At 64.1% G+C, this 15,634-nt stretch carries 14 protein-coding genes and 2 pseudogenes; 10 read left to right on the forward strand and 6 right to left on the reverse strand.

Annotation, left to right across the window (positions count from 1 at the left end; all coding sequences use genetic code 11):
* The first annotated feature begins 15 nt into the window (after positions 1–15).
* Entirely contained in the window at positions 16–966 is a 951-nt protein-coding gene (gene secF, locus FAZ95_RS18560; RefSeq protein ID WP_137333785.1) for a protein translocase subunit SecF, read from the forward strand.
* A gap of 240 nt (positions 967–1,206) precedes the next feature.
* On the opposite strand, the gene FAZ95_RS18565 is transcribed toward secF, so the two are convergent.
* The 3 genes from FAZ95_RS18565 to FAZ95_RS18575 all read right to left on the reverse strand — a co-directional run bounded on the left by FAZ95_RS18565 (position 1,207) and on the right by FAZ95_RS18575 (position 2,978).
* On the reverse strand, positions 1,207–1,773 hold the full coding sequence (locus FAZ95_RS18565) for a YceI family protein (RefSeq protein ID WP_137334630.1): 567 nt from the start codon (positions 1,771–1,773) through the stop codon (positions 1,207–1,209).
* A gap of 63 nt (positions 1,774–1,836) precedes the next feature.
* Positions 1,837–2,412 (reverse strand): YceI family protein, encoded by a 576-nt coding sequence (locus FAZ95_RS18570; RefSeq protein WP_137333786.1) that lies wholly within the window; start codon positions 2,410–2,412, stop codon positions 1,837–1,839.
* Between the two features lie 8 nt (positions 2,413–2,420).
* Positions 2,421–2,978, reverse strand: coding sequence for a cytochrome b (locus FAZ95_RS18575; protein ID WP_137333787.1), 558 nt, complete (start codon positions 2,976–2,978; stop codon positions 2,421–2,423).
* Between the two features lie 329 nt (positions 2,979–3,307).
* Here FAZ95_RS18575 and FAZ95_RS18580 point away from each other — a divergent pair, with 329 nt between their 5' ends.
* The 9 genes and pseudogenes from FAZ95_RS18580 (at position 3,308) to FAZ95_RS18620 (ending at position 13,475) form a co-directional block, all read left to right on the forward strand.
* Positions 3,308–3,952: a paraquat-inducible protein A gene (locus FAZ95_RS18580; protein WP_137333788.1), complete on the forward strand. Its 645-nt coding sequence runs from the start codon at positions 3,308–3,310 to the stop codon at positions 3,950–3,952.
* Between the two features lie 8 nt (positions 3,953–3,960).
* On the forward strand, positions 3,961–4,629 hold the full coding sequence (locus FAZ95_RS18585; protein WP_137333789.1) for a paraquat-inducible protein A: 669 nt from the start codon (positions 3,961–3,963) through the stop codon (positions 4,627–4,629).
* Positions 4,622–6,292, forward strand: coding sequence for a PqiB family protein (locus tag FAZ95_RS18590; protein WP_137333790.1), 1,671 nt, complete (start codon positions 4,622–4,624; stop codon positions 6,290–6,292). Before FAZ95_RS18585 ends, FAZ95_RS18590 begins: the two co-directional genes overlap by 8 nt.
* Before the next feature lie 53 nt (positions 6,293–6,345).
* Entirely contained in the window at positions 6,346–7,101 is a 756-nt protein-coding gene (locus FAZ95_RS18595) for a PqiC family protein (protein WP_137334631.1), read from the forward strand.
* A 136-nt stretch (positions 7,102–7,237) separates the two neighbouring features.
* Complete coding sequence (locus FAZ95_RS18600) at positions 7,238–9,379, forward strand: site-specific recombinase (RefSeq protein WP_137333791.1); 2,142 nt, start codon at positions 7,238–7,240, stop codon at positions 9,377–9,379.
* A 154-nt stretch (positions 9,380–9,533) separates the two neighbouring features.
* Positions 9,534–10,826 carry a THUMP domain-containing class I SAM-dependent RNA methyltransferase gene (locus FAZ95_RS18605; protein ID WP_137333792.1) on the forward strand — a complete coding sequence of 431 codons (1,293 nt, stop codon included), beginning with the start codon at positions 9,534–9,536 and terminating at the stop codon, positions 10,824–10,826.
* A 148-nt stretch (positions 10,827–10,974) separates the two neighbouring features.
* A complete protein-coding gene (locus FAZ95_RS18610) occupies positions 10,975–11,373 on the forward strand; it encodes a VOC family protein (protein ID WP_137333793.1) in 399 nt (132 codons plus the stop codon).
* Positions 11,374–11,400: 27 nt separating this feature from the next.
* A pseudogene (locus tag FAZ95_RS18615) lies at positions 11,401–12,152 on the forward strand (helix-turn-helix transcriptional regulator); the annotation flags it as partial.
* Positions 12,153–12,755: 603 nt separating this feature from the next.
* Positions 12,756–13,475, forward strand: coding sequence for a methyltransferase domain-containing protein (locus tag FAZ95_RS18620; RefSeq protein WP_137333795.1), 720 nt, complete (start codon positions 12,756–12,758; stop codon positions 13,473–13,475).
* Positions 13,476–13,479: 4 nt separating this feature from the next.
* Here FAZ95_RS18620 and FAZ95_RS18625 read toward each other — a convergent pair.
* From FAZ95_RS18625 to FAZ95_RS18635, 3 genes and pseudogenes are all read right to left on the reverse strand, one after another.
* Positions 13,480–13,759: pseudogene (locus FAZ95_RS18625) on the reverse strand (IS5/IS1182 family transposase); the annotation flags it as partial.
* Between the two features lie 85 nt (positions 13,760–13,844).
* Entirely contained in the window at positions 13,845–15,299 is a 1,455-nt protein-coding gene (locus FAZ95_RS18630; RefSeq protein WP_137333796.1) for an NAD(P)(+) transhydrogenase (Re/Si-specific) subunit beta, read from the reverse strand.
* Entirely contained in the window at positions 15,300–15,629 is a 330-nt protein-coding gene (locus FAZ95_RS18635) for an NAD(P) transhydrogenase subunit alpha part 2 (RefSeq protein WP_137333797.1), read from the reverse strand.
* Positions 15,630–15,634: the final 5 nt, after the last annotated feature.

Raw genomic sequence — 15,634 nt, forward strand, 5'->3', positions numbered from 1 at the left:
GTTCCGGAGAAGAACATGGAATTTTTCCGCATCCATAAAGACATTCCGTTCATGCAGCGCGCGTTGATCTTCAACGCGATCTCGTTCCTGACGTTCATTGCGGCAGTGTTTTTCCTGCTGCATCGCGGGCTGCATCTTTCGGTGGAGTTCACGGGCGGCACCGTCGTCGAGGTGCAGTATCCGGAGGCCGCGAAGCTCGAGCCGGTGCGCTCGACGCTCGGTACGCTCGGCTACCCGGACGCGCTCGTGCAGAACTTCGGCACGTCGCGCGACGTGCTGATCCGCCTGCCGCTGAAAGCCGGCCTGACGTCCGCGCAGCAAAGCGATCAGGTGATGACGGGGTTGAAGGCGCAGAACGCGCAGGTGCAGCTGCAGCGCGTCGAGTTCGTCGGTCCGCAGGTCGGCAAGGAACTCGTCACCAATGGCCTGCTCGCGCTCGCGTGCGTGGTGATCGGCATCGTCATCTACCTGTCGGTCCGCTTCGAATGGAAGTACGCGGTCGCCGGCATCATCGCGAACTTGCACGACGTCGTGATCATTCTCGGCTTCTTCGCGTACTTCCAGTGGGAGTTCTCGCTGTCGGTGCTGGCGGCCGTGCTCGCGGTGCTCGGCTATTCGGTGAACGAATCGGTCGTGATCTTCGACCGGATTCGCGAGACGTTCCGCCGCGAACGCAAGATGTCGGTGACGGAAGTCATCAACCACGCGATCACGAGCACGATTTCGCGGACCATCATCACGCACGGCAGCACGCAGATGATGGTGCTGTCGATGTTCTTCTTCGGCGGCCCGACGCTGCACTACTTCGCCCTGGCGCTGACGGTCGGCATCTGCTTCGGCATCTACTCGTCGGTGTTCGTGGCGGCGGCGCTGGCGATGTGGCTCGGCGTGAAGCGCGAAGATCTGCTCAAGGAAAAGAAGACCCAGCACGATCCGAACGATCCCAACGCGGGCGCCCAAGTTTGATGCTCGGGCCCTGGCGTCGAATGCGATGCTGAAGGTGCTCGCCGTGGGCCTGAAGTAAGAGCTCTGCATGGGGCCGGAGTCAGTGCTGAAGCACTAACTCCGGTCGACAGCTAAAGCGCTAACTCCGATCGACAAAGAAAAGGCCGGTTCGAATGTGAACCGGCCTTTTTGTTTGTCCGCACTTCGGCGTGACGCTCGCCGCGAATTCCCGGCAAGGACGCCGGAAATAGCACGCCCAGCTTACTGCTTGATGCCTTCGGCCTGAATGTTCAGCTTGGTCACCATGCTGAAACCGTACTTGCTGCCGAAGTCCATGCCCCAATCCGCGCGGTTGAACTCGCCACTCGCTTCGACGCCGCAGTCTTCTTTCTTGAGCATCGGGTGCATGATGCACTTGAACGATTCGATCTTCAGATTCAGCGGCTTGGTCACGCCGTGCATCGTCAGCGAGCCGACCACTTCGGACGGCGTGTCGCCGTCGAACTTGATCGACGTGCCCTTGTAGGTCACCGCCGGGTACTTCGCGACGTCGAAGAACGCATCGGTGCGCAGGTGATCGTCGAGCTTCGTGTTGCCGGTCTGGATCGACGCCGGATCGACGGTCACGTCGACGGTGCCCGTCTTCGCTGCGCGATCGAGCGTCACGGTGCCGCTCGACTTCGTGAACTTGCCGCGCCAGATCGAGACGCCGCCCATGTGGTCGGCCTCGAAGCTCGGGAAGGTATGGTTCGGATCGAGCTGGTAGGTGTCGGCGGCAAACGCACCGAACGACATCGACGAAGCCAGCACTCCAACGGCAATCAACAGGTTCTTTTTCAAATCATTCTCCTAAAGCGCGCCGCCCGCGCGGGCGGCAGTATCAAAACGAAATCAACGTTTGGCGGTGACGAGGTGAAATTTGATCGCGACTTCGTCGGCCACGGTCGACGTATCCTTCCATTCCCCCGTGCCGATATCGAATTGCAGGCGCTTGATCGGCAGCGTGCCGTCGAAAACCTGCGTCGCGCCTTGCTGCGTGACCGTCACCGGCACGGTGAGCGTCTGCGACTTGCCCTTGATCGTCAGCTTGCCGGTCACGTTGAACTGGGTGCCGCCCACCGGCGCGATCGCGCTCGAGACGAACGTGGCGGTCGGATAGGTCTTCGCATCGAACCAATCCTTGCCGGCCACCTGATCGTTGTAGCTCGGGTCGCCGAGATCGTAGCTGCCGGTGTCGACGGTGATCTGCGCGCTGCCCGCCGCCGGCTTGGCCGGATCGAAGCTCACCTGCGCCGAGAACTTCTTGAAGGTGCCTTCCACAGGCACGTTCATCTGCTTGGACGTCGCGGTGATCGTGCTCTTGGCCAGGTCGACCTGGGCGAAGGCACTGCCCGCGGCGACCAGCGATGTCGCGGCGAACGCGGCCAGCAGGTAGCGGGAAAGATGACGAGGCAGCGAGGCTTTCATGGTTATCCTTATTTGAGGAAAGGGATCATGCGGGCGAGCAGCCCGTCGCGATCGAGCCACTGATGCTTGACGGCCCCCGCGACGTGCAGCGCGACGAGCCCGAGCAGGCTGTAGTTGAGCGCGACGTGCACCGCCTTGAGGATGACCTTGAGCTCCGGATTCGGCGCGATGATGCGCGGCAGCGGCACGATGCCGAGATAGACGACCGGGATATTGGCCGCCGAGCTGTACAGATAGCCCGACGCCGGAATCGCGATCATCAGCACGTAGAGCAGCACATGGACGAGGTTCGCGGCCACTTTTTGCCAGTGCGGCATGCGGCGCGGCATCGCGGGCCCAGCATGGGTTGCACGCCACAGGATGCGCAGCACGGCGAGCGCGAACACGGTGCAGCCGATCCACTTGTGCCACGAGAAATATTTGAGCTTGGTGGGCGTGAAGCCGGGGATGCCGGTCATCACCCAGCCGAGCGCAAAGCCGCAGACGATCAAGAGCGCGATCAGCCAGTGCAACGCGATAGCGGTGCGCGTGTAGGACTCGGACTCGGCGAACGTGGGTTGTGTCATGGAAGGCGCAGCGGGTACTTAGGCGGTAAATAAGCGGTAAACGAATCGGCCAGCGCAATTGTTCCGTACGTGCATGGCAGGCTCTACGGGCGCCATCCTAACTCAAGCAAGAAAAACCGACAGATGCGGGCGGCAAGAATTTCCGACCCGATGGGCCGCCCAGGCGATTCGGAATGACAAAGGTAATTCTAGAAAACTGACCCAAAGCAGTCTGACCGACCGCGTCGAAACGTTCCCGCGCCACACCATTTGGTACCATTGGCGCGGGTTCCAGCCAGATAGCATGTGCGTCGCCCGCCGCGCGGCTCAACAAGCGGACACTAGTGCCTATGAAACGAACCGATCTGATTGCATGCCATGAATGCGACGCACTGTTGCACAAACCGCGTTTAAGCAAAAAGATGAGCGCGCGCTGCCCACGGTGCGGCGCGACGCTTTACCGAAGCAGCTCGATCCATCTCGAGCGCATCTGCGCCGTCACCCTCGGCGCGCTGATCACGTTCCTGATCGCCCAGTCGTTTCCCATCGTCGAACTCGAGATCAACGGCATCACGTCGAAGACCACGTTGATCGGCGCGCTGGCCGCGCTGTGGAGCGAAAACATGGAGATCGTCGCGATCGTCGTGTTCTGCTCGACCATCCTCTTCCCGCTGACCGAGCTGCTCGCGCTGCTCTACGTGTTGATCCCGATCCGCGCGGGGTTCGTGCCGCCCGGCTTCAACCGGGTCCTGCGGGCGATTCAATTCGTGCGGCCCTGGGGGATGATCGAAGTGCTCATGCTCGGCATCCTGATTACCGTCGTCAAAATGCTGAGCCTCGCGCGCGTCATCCCCGAAGCCTCGCTCTTCGCGTTCGGCGCGCTCACGCTGATGTTCGCCGTCGTCGTGATGTTCGACCCGCGCACGCTGTGGGACATCGCCGATACGCTCCCCCGTCGCCGCGCACTCGAACAGAGTGCCCGCCACACTAGCTGAAATCGACCATGACCTATATCACCGCGGCCAAGGCCGGTTTTATCGCTTGCCATGCGTGCGGCAATGTCGACGAGCGCGTCACGCCTTCCGCCCACCCCGGCGGCGGCAAGCACGAGCACGCGCCGCCGCAGCGCTGCTCGCGCTGCGGCTCGCCGCTCCACCAGCGCAACTTCGACAGCATCCCGCGCACCTGGGCGTTGCTGATCGCCGCGGCGCTGCTCTATATTCCGGCGAACCTGCTGCCGATCATGCACACGTCGTCGCTCGTCGGCAGCCAGGACGACACGATCATGAGCGGCGTCGTCTTCTTCTGGACCTCGGGCGACTGGCCGCTCGCGATCATCATCTTCATCGCGAGCATCCTCGTGCCGATGCTCAAGCTCGCCGTGCTGACGCTGCTCACCATCACGGCGCAGCGCCGTTCGCCGTGGCGGCCGCTGCAGCGCACGAAGCTCTATCGGCTCGTCGAGAGCATCGGCCGCTGGTCGATGCTCGACGTGTTCGTGATCACGCTCACCGTCGCGCTCGTGCGCTTCAAATCGCTCGCCGTCATCACGGCCGGCTGGGGAGCGCTCGCCTTCGCGGCGGTGGTCGTGCTGACGATGATCGCCTCGATGCAATTCGACCCTCGGCTTATCTGGGACAACGTAGAACATTCAGGACAACACGATGAATAGCCCGCAAGGACCGACTCGCGACCCTCTTTCCGGGCCCGAATCCGGCCATTCCGGCGGCGGCTCCGGCCTGCCGCCCGATATCCCCGATCCGGTCCAAGTCCCAGGAAGCAAGTGGCTGCCGTCGCTCGTCTGGCTGATTCCGCTGATTGCGGCGCTGATCGGCGTGGCGCTCGTCGTCAAGGCGGTCGTGGACCGCGGCCCGACGATCACGATCAGCTTCTCGAGCGCCGAAGGGCTCGAGCCGGGCGGCAAGACGAAGGTCAAGTACAAGGACGTCGACATCGGCTCGGTGAGAACGATCACGCTGTCGAAGGACCGCTCGCGCGTCTTCGTCGAAGTGCAGTTGACCAAGGAGGCCGAGAACTTCGCGGTCAAGGACACGCGCTTCTGGGTCGTGCGTCCGCGCATCGGCACGAGTGGCGTGTCGGGTCTCAACACGCTGCTCTCGGGCGCGTATATCGGCGTCGACGCGGGCAAGTCGACCGAGGGTGAAACCGACTTCACCGGACTCGAAACGCCGCCCGCCGTGACCGGCGATCAGAAGGGCCACCAGTACACCCTGCGCGGCGAATCGCTCGGCTCGATCGACATCGGCTCGCCCGTGTTCTACCGGCGCGTGCAAGTCGGCCAGGTGGTGAGCTTCTCGCTCGACAAGGACGGCACCGGCGTCACCATCGGCGTCTTCGTCAACGCGCCGTACGATCAGTACGTCGGCACCAACTCGCGCTGGTGGCATGCGAGCGGCGTCGACCTGCGCCTCGACTCGAGCGGCCTGAAGCTCAACACGCAATCGCTCGCGACGGTGATCGTCGGCGGCCTCGCGTTCCAGTCACCGCCGGGGCAGGCGGTGGGAGAGCCGGCGCCTGTCAACACCGTGTTCCGGCTGTCGGCCGACGAAAGCTTCGCGATGCGCGAGCCGGACGGTCCGGCGCTCACGGTCATCATGAAGTTCAACCAGTCGCTGCGCGGGCTCTCGCCGGGCGCAACGGTCGATTTCCGCGGCATCGTGCTCGGCGAAGTGACGAGCATCGGGGTCGACTACGATCCGAAGGCGCGCGATTTCACGATGCCCGTGACGATGAACCTGTACCCCGACCGCCTGGGCCGGCGCTTCCGCGAATCGGTTCAAAGCGGCGGCACGGCGGCCGGCAAGGAGCTGCTGAAGGCGCTCGTCGCGCATGGCCTGCGCGGTCAGCTGCGCACCGGCAACTTGCTGACGAGCCAGCTTTATGTCGCGCTCGACATGTTCCCGAAGGCGCCGGCAGCGACGGTGGACTTGGAGCGCACGCCGCTCGAGCTGCCGACCGTGCCGAACACGCTCGACGAGCTGCAGCTGCAAGTCGCGGACATCGCGAAGAAACTCGATCAGGTGCCGTTCGATCAAATCGGCTCCAACCTCAACAGTGCGCTGAAGAACGCGGACAAGCTCTTCAAGCAGCTCGACGCGCAAGTCGTGCCGCAGGCACGCGACACGCTGGCGGCCGCGAAGCAGACGTTCGGCGCCGCCGAGGCCACGCTGCAGCAGGATTCGCCGCTGCAGTCGGATGTTCATCAGGCGCTCACCGAGCTCACGCGCACGCTGCAATCGCTGAATGCGCTGTCCGATTATCTGGAACGGCACCCCGAGTCGCTGCTGCGCGGCAAACCAGGAGATAAACCATGATCGTCGACCGGCTTACCTCTGCCGCACGGGCCTGCGGCCCTGACTCCACGCTGATGGCGGCGCTGCGTCTCGCCGCTTGCGCCGCGGGCGTGGCCGCGCTCGCGGCGTGCTCGTCGCCGCCCAGCCGCTTCTACACGCTCGGTGCGGGCGGCGCACCCACGGGCGCTTCGGCGAGTGCCGCTGCGTCGGCGCCGCAGGCTGCGGGGGTCCCGGCGCCGGCCAATCCCGCGCTGCTGATCGAAGTGCCGCCCGTCGACGTGCCGTCGCAGGTCGCGAGGAACCAATTGGTGGTGCGCACGAACGCGTCGCAAGTCGATTTGCTCGAGCAGGAGCGCTGGGCCTCGCTGCCGGGCGACGAAATCCGCCGCGCGCTGTCGGGCGACCTGACGCGGCGGCTCGGCACCATCGACGTCTCCGGCTCGCCCTACCCCGGTGGCGTGCCGGTCTACCGGATCAGCGTCAACGTGCAGCGCTTCGAATCGTGGCTCGGCTCGCAGGCCGTGCTCGAAGCGGTGTGGAGCGTGCGCGCGGTCGGCACGAACGCGGTGCTCACATGCCGCACGCTCGCCGCCGAGCCGGTCGGCCCCGGCATCGACGCGCTCGTCGACGGTCACCGGCGCGCAGTCGATCAGATGTCGGCCGACATCGCCGCAGGCGTGCGCTCGCTCGCGGCCGCCCGCCCGGCGCGCGCGACGCTCGGCAAGGCGGCCTCGGAGGCCGCGGCTGCTCAGCCCGCAGCCGTGCCATGTCCCGCTGCGACGTCCTCCCCGGGCCCCACGGCAGGGGCCACGGTGCCGGCCGCCGGCTGACGCCACACGGTCAAGTCCAAGTAAAAGGGTCGTGACCGGCGCATCGCGCCGGTCCGCGAACCGATCTTCGTGTTCCTATCCATCGCAGAATGGAATCTCCGCGGCGCTCTCCCCGCCGGATCTCAAAAGCAAGCTTATGTTTCGATCCCTCACCACCCTCATCAAGAAATGGCGAGCCTCGCGCAATGCCAGCCATCAGCTCGACGCGCTGCTCGCCACGGCCGATGCCGATGCGCCCTATGCGGAGCGCAGCGAATGGCTCATCGAACTCGCCCACTGGATTCGCCGGAAAGGCACCGTGCAGGCCGCCTGCAGCGATGCGAACGACGCCGGCGCCGAGCCGCGCGATCCCGAGCGCCCCAAATCCGAGCACACGCGGCTGCGGCATTTCTTCCGCGTGCTCGATCGCAATCCTGAATGGAAGGCGAACGTCGCCGGCGTCCTGAGGACGACGCTGCACGAATGCGACGCCATTTCGCTGCTGTGCGACGCGGGCATGCCGGTTCACTCGGGCTTTTTCGGAGCGATCTTCGACCGCATCCAAGCGTCGCTGATTCCGCCCGCGCCGAATCAACGCGACCTGACCGCGCTCGTCACGTTGATGTTCCCGTCGGTCGACGACGCGCAATGGATCGCATCGCTGCCCCTCGACGTGCTCGCGCAATTGCGCGCGCTGCTCGACTACGGGCTCGCGGAAAACGACAAGGACCAACCGGTCGCGCTCTCCGGCGACCTGCTGACGGCGCTGCACAGCCTGATCTGCCAAATCAGCTCGACGGGCCTGTCGCAAACGGTGCGAAGCCGTCTCGGCGACGAAGAGTCGCGCTTGCCGCTCGAGAAGCTGCCGTTCTACCGGCTGACGCGCGCGATGCTCGCCGTCGAAACGGCCAACACCGCCGTCGAGGAAGGCCGCGAGCAAGAGCGGCAACTGCTGCACGAAGTGAACTATCTGCGCGTGCTGCTCGACGACTGCCGCTCGGCCGTCGACCGCGTGTTCGCGCACCTGTACCGCAACGGTGTGAGCGTCGACATCGTGTTCCAGGTGGAACGCATGCGCATGCGCATCCTGCGCGCCGAGCACCTGCTCGACGCCTGGATGGCCGACGACGACATGCGCGAAGGCGCGCGCCTCGCCGGCGAACTCGTCGAAGCGAACCGGGCGAGCCAGAGCGTGACGCACCTCTTGCACAGCAACTTCGCGCTGCTCGCGCGCAAGGTGGTGGAGACGAGCGCGGACGTCGGCCAGCACTACATCGCGCGCGACCGCCGCGAGTATCTGACGATGATTCGGATGGCGGCGGGCGGCGGCCTCGTGACGGTCGTCACCGTGTGCGTGAAATTCTGGATCTCGGGCGCGCATCTGCAATCGATGATCGAGGGCCTCCTCGCCGGCATCAACTACGCGGCGAGCTTCACGCTGATGCACTTCCTGCACTTCACGCTCGCGACCAAGCAGCCGGCGATGACCGCGCCGACCATCGCGCGCGAACTCGACGACACCAGTACGCCGAACGGCCTCAACGCGTTCGTCGCATCGGTGATCGCGCTGGTTCGCACGCAGTCGGCGGCGATTCTCGGCAACGTGCTGCTCGTCGTGCCGTTTTGCCTGCTGGTGCAGGTGCTGTTCCGTAACGTGCTGCACACGGACCTGATCTCGGCAGAAAAAGCGCACTACACGCTGCACTCGTTTTCGCTCTTGGGGCCGACGCCGTTCTACGCCGCGCTCACCGGCGTGCTGCTGTGGTCGTCGAGCCTGATCGCGGGGTGGGCCGACAACTGGTTCGTGCTGCATCGCGTGGGCGACGCGCTCGCCTACAACCGGCGCTTGCGGATGACGCTCGGCACGGCCGGCGCGGCGCGGCTCGCGAAGTTCTGCCGCTCGAACATATCGGGCGTGGTGGGCAACGTGGGCCTCGGCCTGATGCTCGGTCTCGTGCCCGCGATCCTCACCGCGTTCGCGTTCACGTTCGAAGTGCGCCACGTGACGCTCTCCTCGGGCGCGATCGCCATCGCGGCCGGCGTGCTCGGCACGGACATCTTGCGCACGGGCGAATTCTGGTGGGCTGTGGCGGGTACGGGCAGCATGGCGATCCTGAACGTCGCGGTCAGCTTCGCGCTCGCGTTTCATATGGCGGTGCGCTCGCGAAGCTTGCGCCGCACGGCCGTGCGCTCGCTCGTGCGCGCGGTGCGCAACTCGGTGCTGCGCAATCCGCTGCAGCTGGTGTGGCCGGTGAAATCCGTAGAGGAGCGGGCGGGCGGCGAGTTGAAGACCGATTGAGGTCCGCCGTGCCGCACGCCGCGCGAGGTCGTCCTCGAACGCCGCGCGGCGTGCCGTCTTCTCGGCTCACCTCGCCATCGCAGCGGGCGGAGCGGCGGTCCCGGTGTCCGCCCCCGCGTACAATGGCGTACTTTGCATTGATCGGCGCCGCCCCATGTCCTCCCCTGCTCTCTTCGACTTTTTCCTCCCCTGCCCGCGCGGCCTCGAAGCCGCGCTCGCCGCCGAGCTTGCGGAAATCGCCGCGCGCCACGCCGGCGCGGCGCAGTTCGAAGCAGGCGCGCAAGTGCCGGGCGGCGTGCATTTTCGCGGCGGCTGGAAGGCCGGCATGGCGGCGAACCTGCATTCGCGGATCGCGAGCCGCGTGCTCCTGAAAATCGCCCATCGTCCGTATCGCAACGAGCAGGACATCTATGCACTCGCCGCCGAGCAGCGCTGGGAGCAGTGGTTCTCGGCGAACGAAACGCTGCGCGTCGACATCACCGCGATCAAATCGCCGCTGCGCAGCCTCGAATTCGCGACGCTGCGCGTGAAGGACGCCGTCTGCGACCGGCTGCGCGAAGTCAGCGGCGCGCGCCCGAGCATCGACACCGCGCAGCCCGACGTGCGCATCTTCGCGTTCCTGACGGCGACCGATTGCACGCTCTACCTCGACACCTCGGGCGAGCCGCTCTTCAAACGCGGCTGGCGGCTCGACAAGGGCGCGGCGCCGCTGCGCGAAAACCTCGCGGCAGGCATCCTGCGCCTCACCGGCTGGAGCGCGGGCACGCCGCTCTATGACCCGATGTGCGGCAGCGGCACGTTCCTCGCCGAAGCCGCGCAGGTCGCGCTCAACATCGCCCCGGGCGTCGAGCGCCGCTTCGGTTTCGAAAAGCTCAAGCAGTACGACGTCACTGCGTGGCAAGCGCTCAAGGTCGAAGCGCTGGATGCCAAGCGCGCCGCCCGCGCGTCGCGTGCGGATCTGGGGATCTTCGGCAGCGACATCTCCGGCGACATGCTCGAGAAGGCGCGCGCGAATTTCGAACGCGCCGGCTTGCCGTCGATCGTGCTCAAGCAGGTCGACGCGCGCGGCATGACGCCGCCAGTCGCGGCGCCGGGCATCCTGGTCGCGAATCCGCCCTACGGCGAGCGGATCGAAGTGCGCGGGCGCGGGCCGCGCCGCGAGGTCCGCGAGACCCGGCGCGGCGACGACAACGAAGGCTTCCGCCGCGTGCATACCGATGCTCCCGACAGCGAGTTCTTCCAATCGCTCGGCGACGCGCTCAAGCAGCGCTTCTCGGGCTGGCGCGCGTTCATCCTTACGTCCGATCGCAAGCTGCCGGGCCAGTTGCGGCTGCGCGAATCCGCGAAGACGCCGCTTTTCAACGGCGCACTCGAATGCCGCCTGTTCCGCTTCGACTTGGTAACGGGCAGCGTCAAGCAGCGACCGGCGAGCGATACGCCGGATTGATCGATCGTTCGGCGCGGGCGCCTTCGGGCCCGCGCTTCAACTCTTGCCAAGCTGCTGACAGAACGCTGTCAGCAGGGCAGTCGCAGACTCCACTCACGCGCCATCCGGCGCTTTGTCCGGCTTACCGCCACTTGTCTCGGAGACTGTCATGACTGCTGCCACACTCGCATCCACCCGCGTGCTGTCCTGGTTCGAAATTCCAGCGATGGATTTCGACCGCGCCGTGCGCTTCTACGAAGCCGCGCTCGACGTGCCGCTCCAGCGTGAGGTCTTCGGCGGCGTGCCGATCGCCGTCTTCGCGCATGAGGAAGGGGCCACCGGCGGCGCGATCGTCTTCAACCCGCAGCAGACGAAGCCGGCACCCGACGGCGTGCTCGTGTATCTCGACGCGTCGCCGACCGTCACCGATGCGCTCGCGCGCGTCGAGCGCGCCGGCGGCAAGAAGCACGGCCCGGCCATCGAGCTGCCCAACAACATCGGCTACATCGCGTTTTTCACCGATAGCGAGGGCAACCGCGTCGGCCTGCATTCGCTGAAGCTCGCGTGATGCGCGTGGTCGGCGGCGGGCGGGGGCGCGGCGTTATCATCGCTAGATCGCCGTCGGACTGACCGCCGTCCTCCAAGCCATCGACCCCTGACATGACCCGCCGCGCCGACCGCCTGTTCCAGATCGCCGAGCTGTTGCGCGGCCGGCGTCTCACGACCGCGCAGCAGCTCGCGGAATGGCTGTCTGTGTCGCCGCGCACCGTGTATCGCGACGTGCGCGATCTGCAGCTGTCCGGCGTGCCGATCGAAGGCGAAGCGGGGATCGGCTACCGGCTCTCCCGTTCCGCGAGCCTGCCGCCGCTCACGTTCACCGCCGACGAGTTGGCCGCGCTCGCCGCGGGGGCGCGGATGATCGAAACCTGGGGCGGCGCCGGGCTCGCGGGCGGCGCGCGCAGCGCGCTCGCGAAGATCGCCTCCGCGATGCCCGCCGATAAGCGCGCGACGCTCGAACGCCTCGCGGTGTTCGCGCCGTCGTTTCACATCGATCGGGAGTTTTCGGTGAAAGTGGATGCGCTGCACCGGGCCGTCGATACGAAACACGTGGTGAGCTTCGCGTACCGCGACAAGCTCGGACAGGAAACCGAGCGGCGCGTGTGGCCGCTCAGTCTGATCTATTGGGGCGGGCGCTGGACGATCGGCGCGTGGTGCGAACTGCGCTCGGACTTCCGCAACTTCGACATCGCGCGGATGACGAGCGTCGAGCCGCACGAGCCGTTTCCCGATGTCGAAGGAAGACGGCTCGCGGACTATCTGCGGCGCGTCAATGCTCCGGCGAATTGAAGCGCTGGCATACGGCTGGCGCCATGCAAGCGCGCGCGGTCAAGCCAGCAGCCTACCCATCCTCTTATACACAATTCTCTGCGCAACCGGCAGTGCGTAAAGCCTGCGACGTTTTTGCGGCGATATGAACCTCATTGAATTTGTTCCCATCGCGCTTTGCGGTACATAGCGCCTCTGCGGCCAATTCCTATCCGGACACCGAAACCGATGCGGCGTCCGCACTGTGCGCTCATGTGCCCACACCGTCGAACAATTTCTTCCCGTCTATCTTTGTGCTCCTTCTCAAATATGGGAGAGAAAATTCAGTTCCCACAGGGGCGGCCGCACCGCATTTTTGAAAATTCATAACACGCCCTAGCGCCGGCAGGAATGGTATTTACTGACGTGCAACCACAAAGGGAGCTACAGCAAAGAAATAGCGTGATATACGAATTCCATTCCTAAAAACCACCGCATCCTGAAATTGATCGCCGTCAATATTAACGATAATTTATTTTGCTATATATCGACACCTGTTATACTTCGGCATGCAAATGCACGCACCCATCAAGCATATCAAGTTGGCCAAAAATTGACGCAGTAAACATCAAAATTAAATACAGCATGCTCAAGCAAATTGTAGAAAATTATTCAATTATCACACCACTCTCGACGTCCGATTTAAATCCAAGGGGAGCCTCCGCTTGCCCTCAAAATTTGATTTTTCACATTCTCAACGATAACTCACAAAATGTGGAAATTCTTGACATTGGATTTGGCACCGGAAATCTCGGGAGTTTAATCAAGCACTACGACAAAACGGCGCACTGGCACGTTGATGGCATTGACGGTTTTCAACCAAATTGCAATAACACTCAACTCTTCGATCAAAAAATATATAGAAACGTCTGGCACGGGTTGGCGCAGCAACTCCCGTCCGATCTGTTAAGAAAATATAAGATAATCTGCCTGTTGGATGTAATCGAGCATCTTTCATCAGACACAGCCAAATGGCTGTTGAGAACGCTGCTCACCAGCATGGGGGATGAATCATTTTTATTTATCAGCACCCCATTGTGGTTCTGGCCGCAGAATCACATTCAGCATAACGATCTGGAGGAGCATCTGATAGGTATTCCTGCGACGTCGATGATGGCGCTCATGCCAACAATGTATGCCGTCAACCATCCTCTCGTGGGTGGATTTGTTTTTGGCAAACGAAGTCTCGATTTTATTGAATTTTTCCAGCCGACCTCTGACAAGAATTTTTCATATGAGCGCGGGGTAGCCATCGCCGAGGCAATCAAGTTCCAACACACGCCGGGAACGCTTATCAAGCTGTGATCGCACGATCGCGTCGCGGTTGAGCTGAGCGGCCGATGACGGATTCAATCGCACTGCGCCGTTTGGCCCGCCCGCAAGCCGCATGTGATGCCGCACCGCAAACCCGGATGGTAGGTCGTCACGCCCTCGACGGCCTCCTCACAGCCGCGATCGACCACTACGATCTCAGCCTGGACGTCTCTCGGGATTGACGCCTGCTCCAGCGCTTCGGTCACCGCACGAATTGCCAGGCATCGAGCGTGCTCCTGGCACCAACCCAACCCTTCCCTGTGCGTCGTGGTGATCTCACGGTCAGGCCTTTCAAAACAACGAAACCATACGTAGGCGCGACGCAATAACGCGCGAGCGCACCACCGCTCGCGCCCACGTTCAATCCACCGACTTCACCATGTCCTCAATGACCTTCTTCGCATCGCCGAAGACCATCATCGTCTTGTCCATGTAGAAGAGATCGTTGTCGAGCCCTGCGTAGCCCGCCGCCATCGAGCGTTTATTGACGATCACCGTGCGCGCCTTGTACGCCTCGATGATCGGCATGCCCGCGATCGGCGACTTCGGATCGTTCTTCGCGGCAGGGTTCACCACGTCGTTCGCGCCGAGCACGAGCACCACGTCGACTTGACCGAACTCGCCGTTGATGTCCTCCATTTCATGGACGATCTCGTACGGCACTTCGGCTTCCGCGAGCAGCACGTTCATGTGGCCCGGCATGCGGCCCGCGACCGGGTGAATCGCGTACCTCACGTCGATGCCCTTCTCGACGAGCTTGTCGGTCAACTCCTTCAACGCGTGCTGCGCACGCGCCACGGCCAGCCCGTAGCCGGGCACGATCACCACCGTCTCCGCGTTGCCGAGCATGAACGACGCATCTTCGGCCGAGCCCGACTTCACCGGCCGCTGCTCGGCCGCGCCGCCTGCCGCGGCCGCGCCCGGCTCGGCGCCGAAGCCGCCCAGCAGCACGTTGAAGAACGAGCGGTTCATCGCCTTGCACATGATGTACGACAGAATCGCACCCGACGACCCCACGAGCGACCCCGCAATGATCAGCATCGCGTTGTTCAGCGAGAAGCCGATGCCCGCCGCCGCCCATCCCGAGTACGAGTTGAGCATCGACACCACCACGGGCATGTCCGCCCCGCCGATCGGGATGATGATCAGCACGCCGAGCGCGAACGCGATCAGCGTCATGATGATGAACGGCAGCCACGACTGCGTGAGGAAGAAGATCACGCCGAAGCCGATCATGCCGAGCGCGAGCATCAGGTTGATCAGGTGCTGCCCCGGGTAGACCACCGGCGCACCCTGGAACAAGCGGAACTTGTACTTGCCCGAGAGCTTGCCGAACGCGATCACCGAACCGGAGAACGTGATTGCGCCGACGAACGTGCCGATGAAGAGCTCGATGCGGTTGCCGTAGGGCAGGAAACCCGGCACCGGATTGTCGGGATCGACGAGGCCGAACGCGGCCGGCTCCGACACCACCCCATACGCGATGCACACCGCCGCCAGACCGATCAGCGAGTGCATCGCCGCGACGAGCTCCGGCATCTTCGTCATCTCGACGCGCGCCGCGATAAACGCCCCCACCGCACCGCCCACCACCAGCGCCGCAAACAGCAGGCCGAGCCCGAGGCCCAGATTCGAGCCCAGCACGGCGGCCTGTCTCATGATCAGCGTGACGGTCGTGCCGATCGCGATCGCCATCCCGACCATCCCGAACACATTGCCGGCGCGTGCGCTCTTCGGATTCGACAGCCCCTTGAGCGCCTGGATGAAGCACACCGACGCCACGAGGTACAGCAGCGTAACGACGTTCGTGCTCATTTACGCGCCCTCCTTCGAACCAGCGGGACCCGCGATCTTCTTGGGCTCCTTCTTCTTGAACATCTCGAGCATTCGCCTCGTGACGAGGAACCCGCCGAACACGTTGACCGCCGCGAGCGCGACCGCAACCGTGCCGAAGAACTTGCCGGGGCCGACCGTCAAGCCGGCCGCGAGCATCGCGCCGACGATCACGATCGCCGAGATCGCGTTGGTGACCGCCATCAGCGGTGTGTGCAGCGCGGGCGTCACATTCCAGACGACGTGGTAGCCGACGTACACCGCCAGCACGAAGATGATCAGGTTGATGACCGTGTGATTGATGACTTCCATTGCCG

This window comes from Trinickia violacea, assembly GCF_005280735.1.
Taxonomy (GTDB): domain Bacteria; phylum Pseudomonadota; class Gammaproteobacteria; order Burkholderiales; family Burkholderiaceae; genus Trinickia_A; species Trinickia_A violacea.

Coding starts and splice junctions, on each gene's coding strand:
- FAZ95_RS18575 (WP_137333787.1), bottom strand. CDS start 2,978: ATGACACAACCCACGTTCGCCGAGTCCGAGTCCTACACGCGCACCGCT.
- FAZ95_RS18605 (WP_137333792.1), top strand. CDS start 9,534: ATGTCCTCCCCTGCTCTCTTCGACTTTTTCCTCCCCTGCCCGCGCGGC.
- FAZ95_RS18595 (WP_137334631.1), top strand. CDS start 6,346: ATGGCGGCGCTGCGTCTCGCCGCTTGCGCCGCGGGCGTGGCCGCGCTC.
- FAZ95_RS18635 (WP_137333797.1), bottom strand. CDS start 15,629: ATGGAAGTCATCAATCACACGGTCATCAACCTGATCATCTTCGTGCTG.
- FAZ95_RS18590 (WP_137333790.1), top strand. CDS start 4,622: ATGAATAGCCCGCAAGGACCGACTCGCGACCCTCTTTCCGGGCCCGAA.
- FAZ95_RS18585 (WP_137333789.1), top strand. CDS start 3,961: ATGACCTATATCACCGCGGCCAAGGCCGGTTTTATCGCTTGCCATGCG.
- FAZ95_RS18570 (WP_137333786.1), bottom strand. CDS start 2,412: ATGAAAGCCTCGCTGCCTCGTCATCTTTCCCGCTACCTGCTGGCCGCG.
- secF (WP_137333785.1), top strand. CDS start 16: ATGGAATTTTTCCGCATCCATAAAGACATTCCGTTCATGCAGCGCGCG.
- FAZ95_RS18600 (WP_137333791.1), top strand. CDS start 7,238: ATGTTTCGATCCCTCACCACCCTCATCAAGAAATGGCGAGCCTCGCGC.
- FAZ95_RS18620 (WP_137333795.1), top strand. CDS start 12,756: ATGCTCAAGCAAATTGTAGAAAATTATTCAATTATCACACCACTCTCG.
- FAZ95_RS18610 (WP_137333793.1), top strand. CDS start 10,975: ATGACTGCTGCCACACTCGCATCCACCCGCGTGCTGTCCTGGTTCGAA.
- FAZ95_RS18580 (WP_137333788.1), top strand. CDS start 3,308: ATGAAACGAACCGATCTGATTGCATGCCATGAATGCGACGCACTGTTG.
- FAZ95_RS18630 (WP_137333796.1), bottom strand. CDS start 15,299: ATGAGCACGAACGTCGTTACGCTGCTGTACCTCGTGGCGTCGGTGTGC.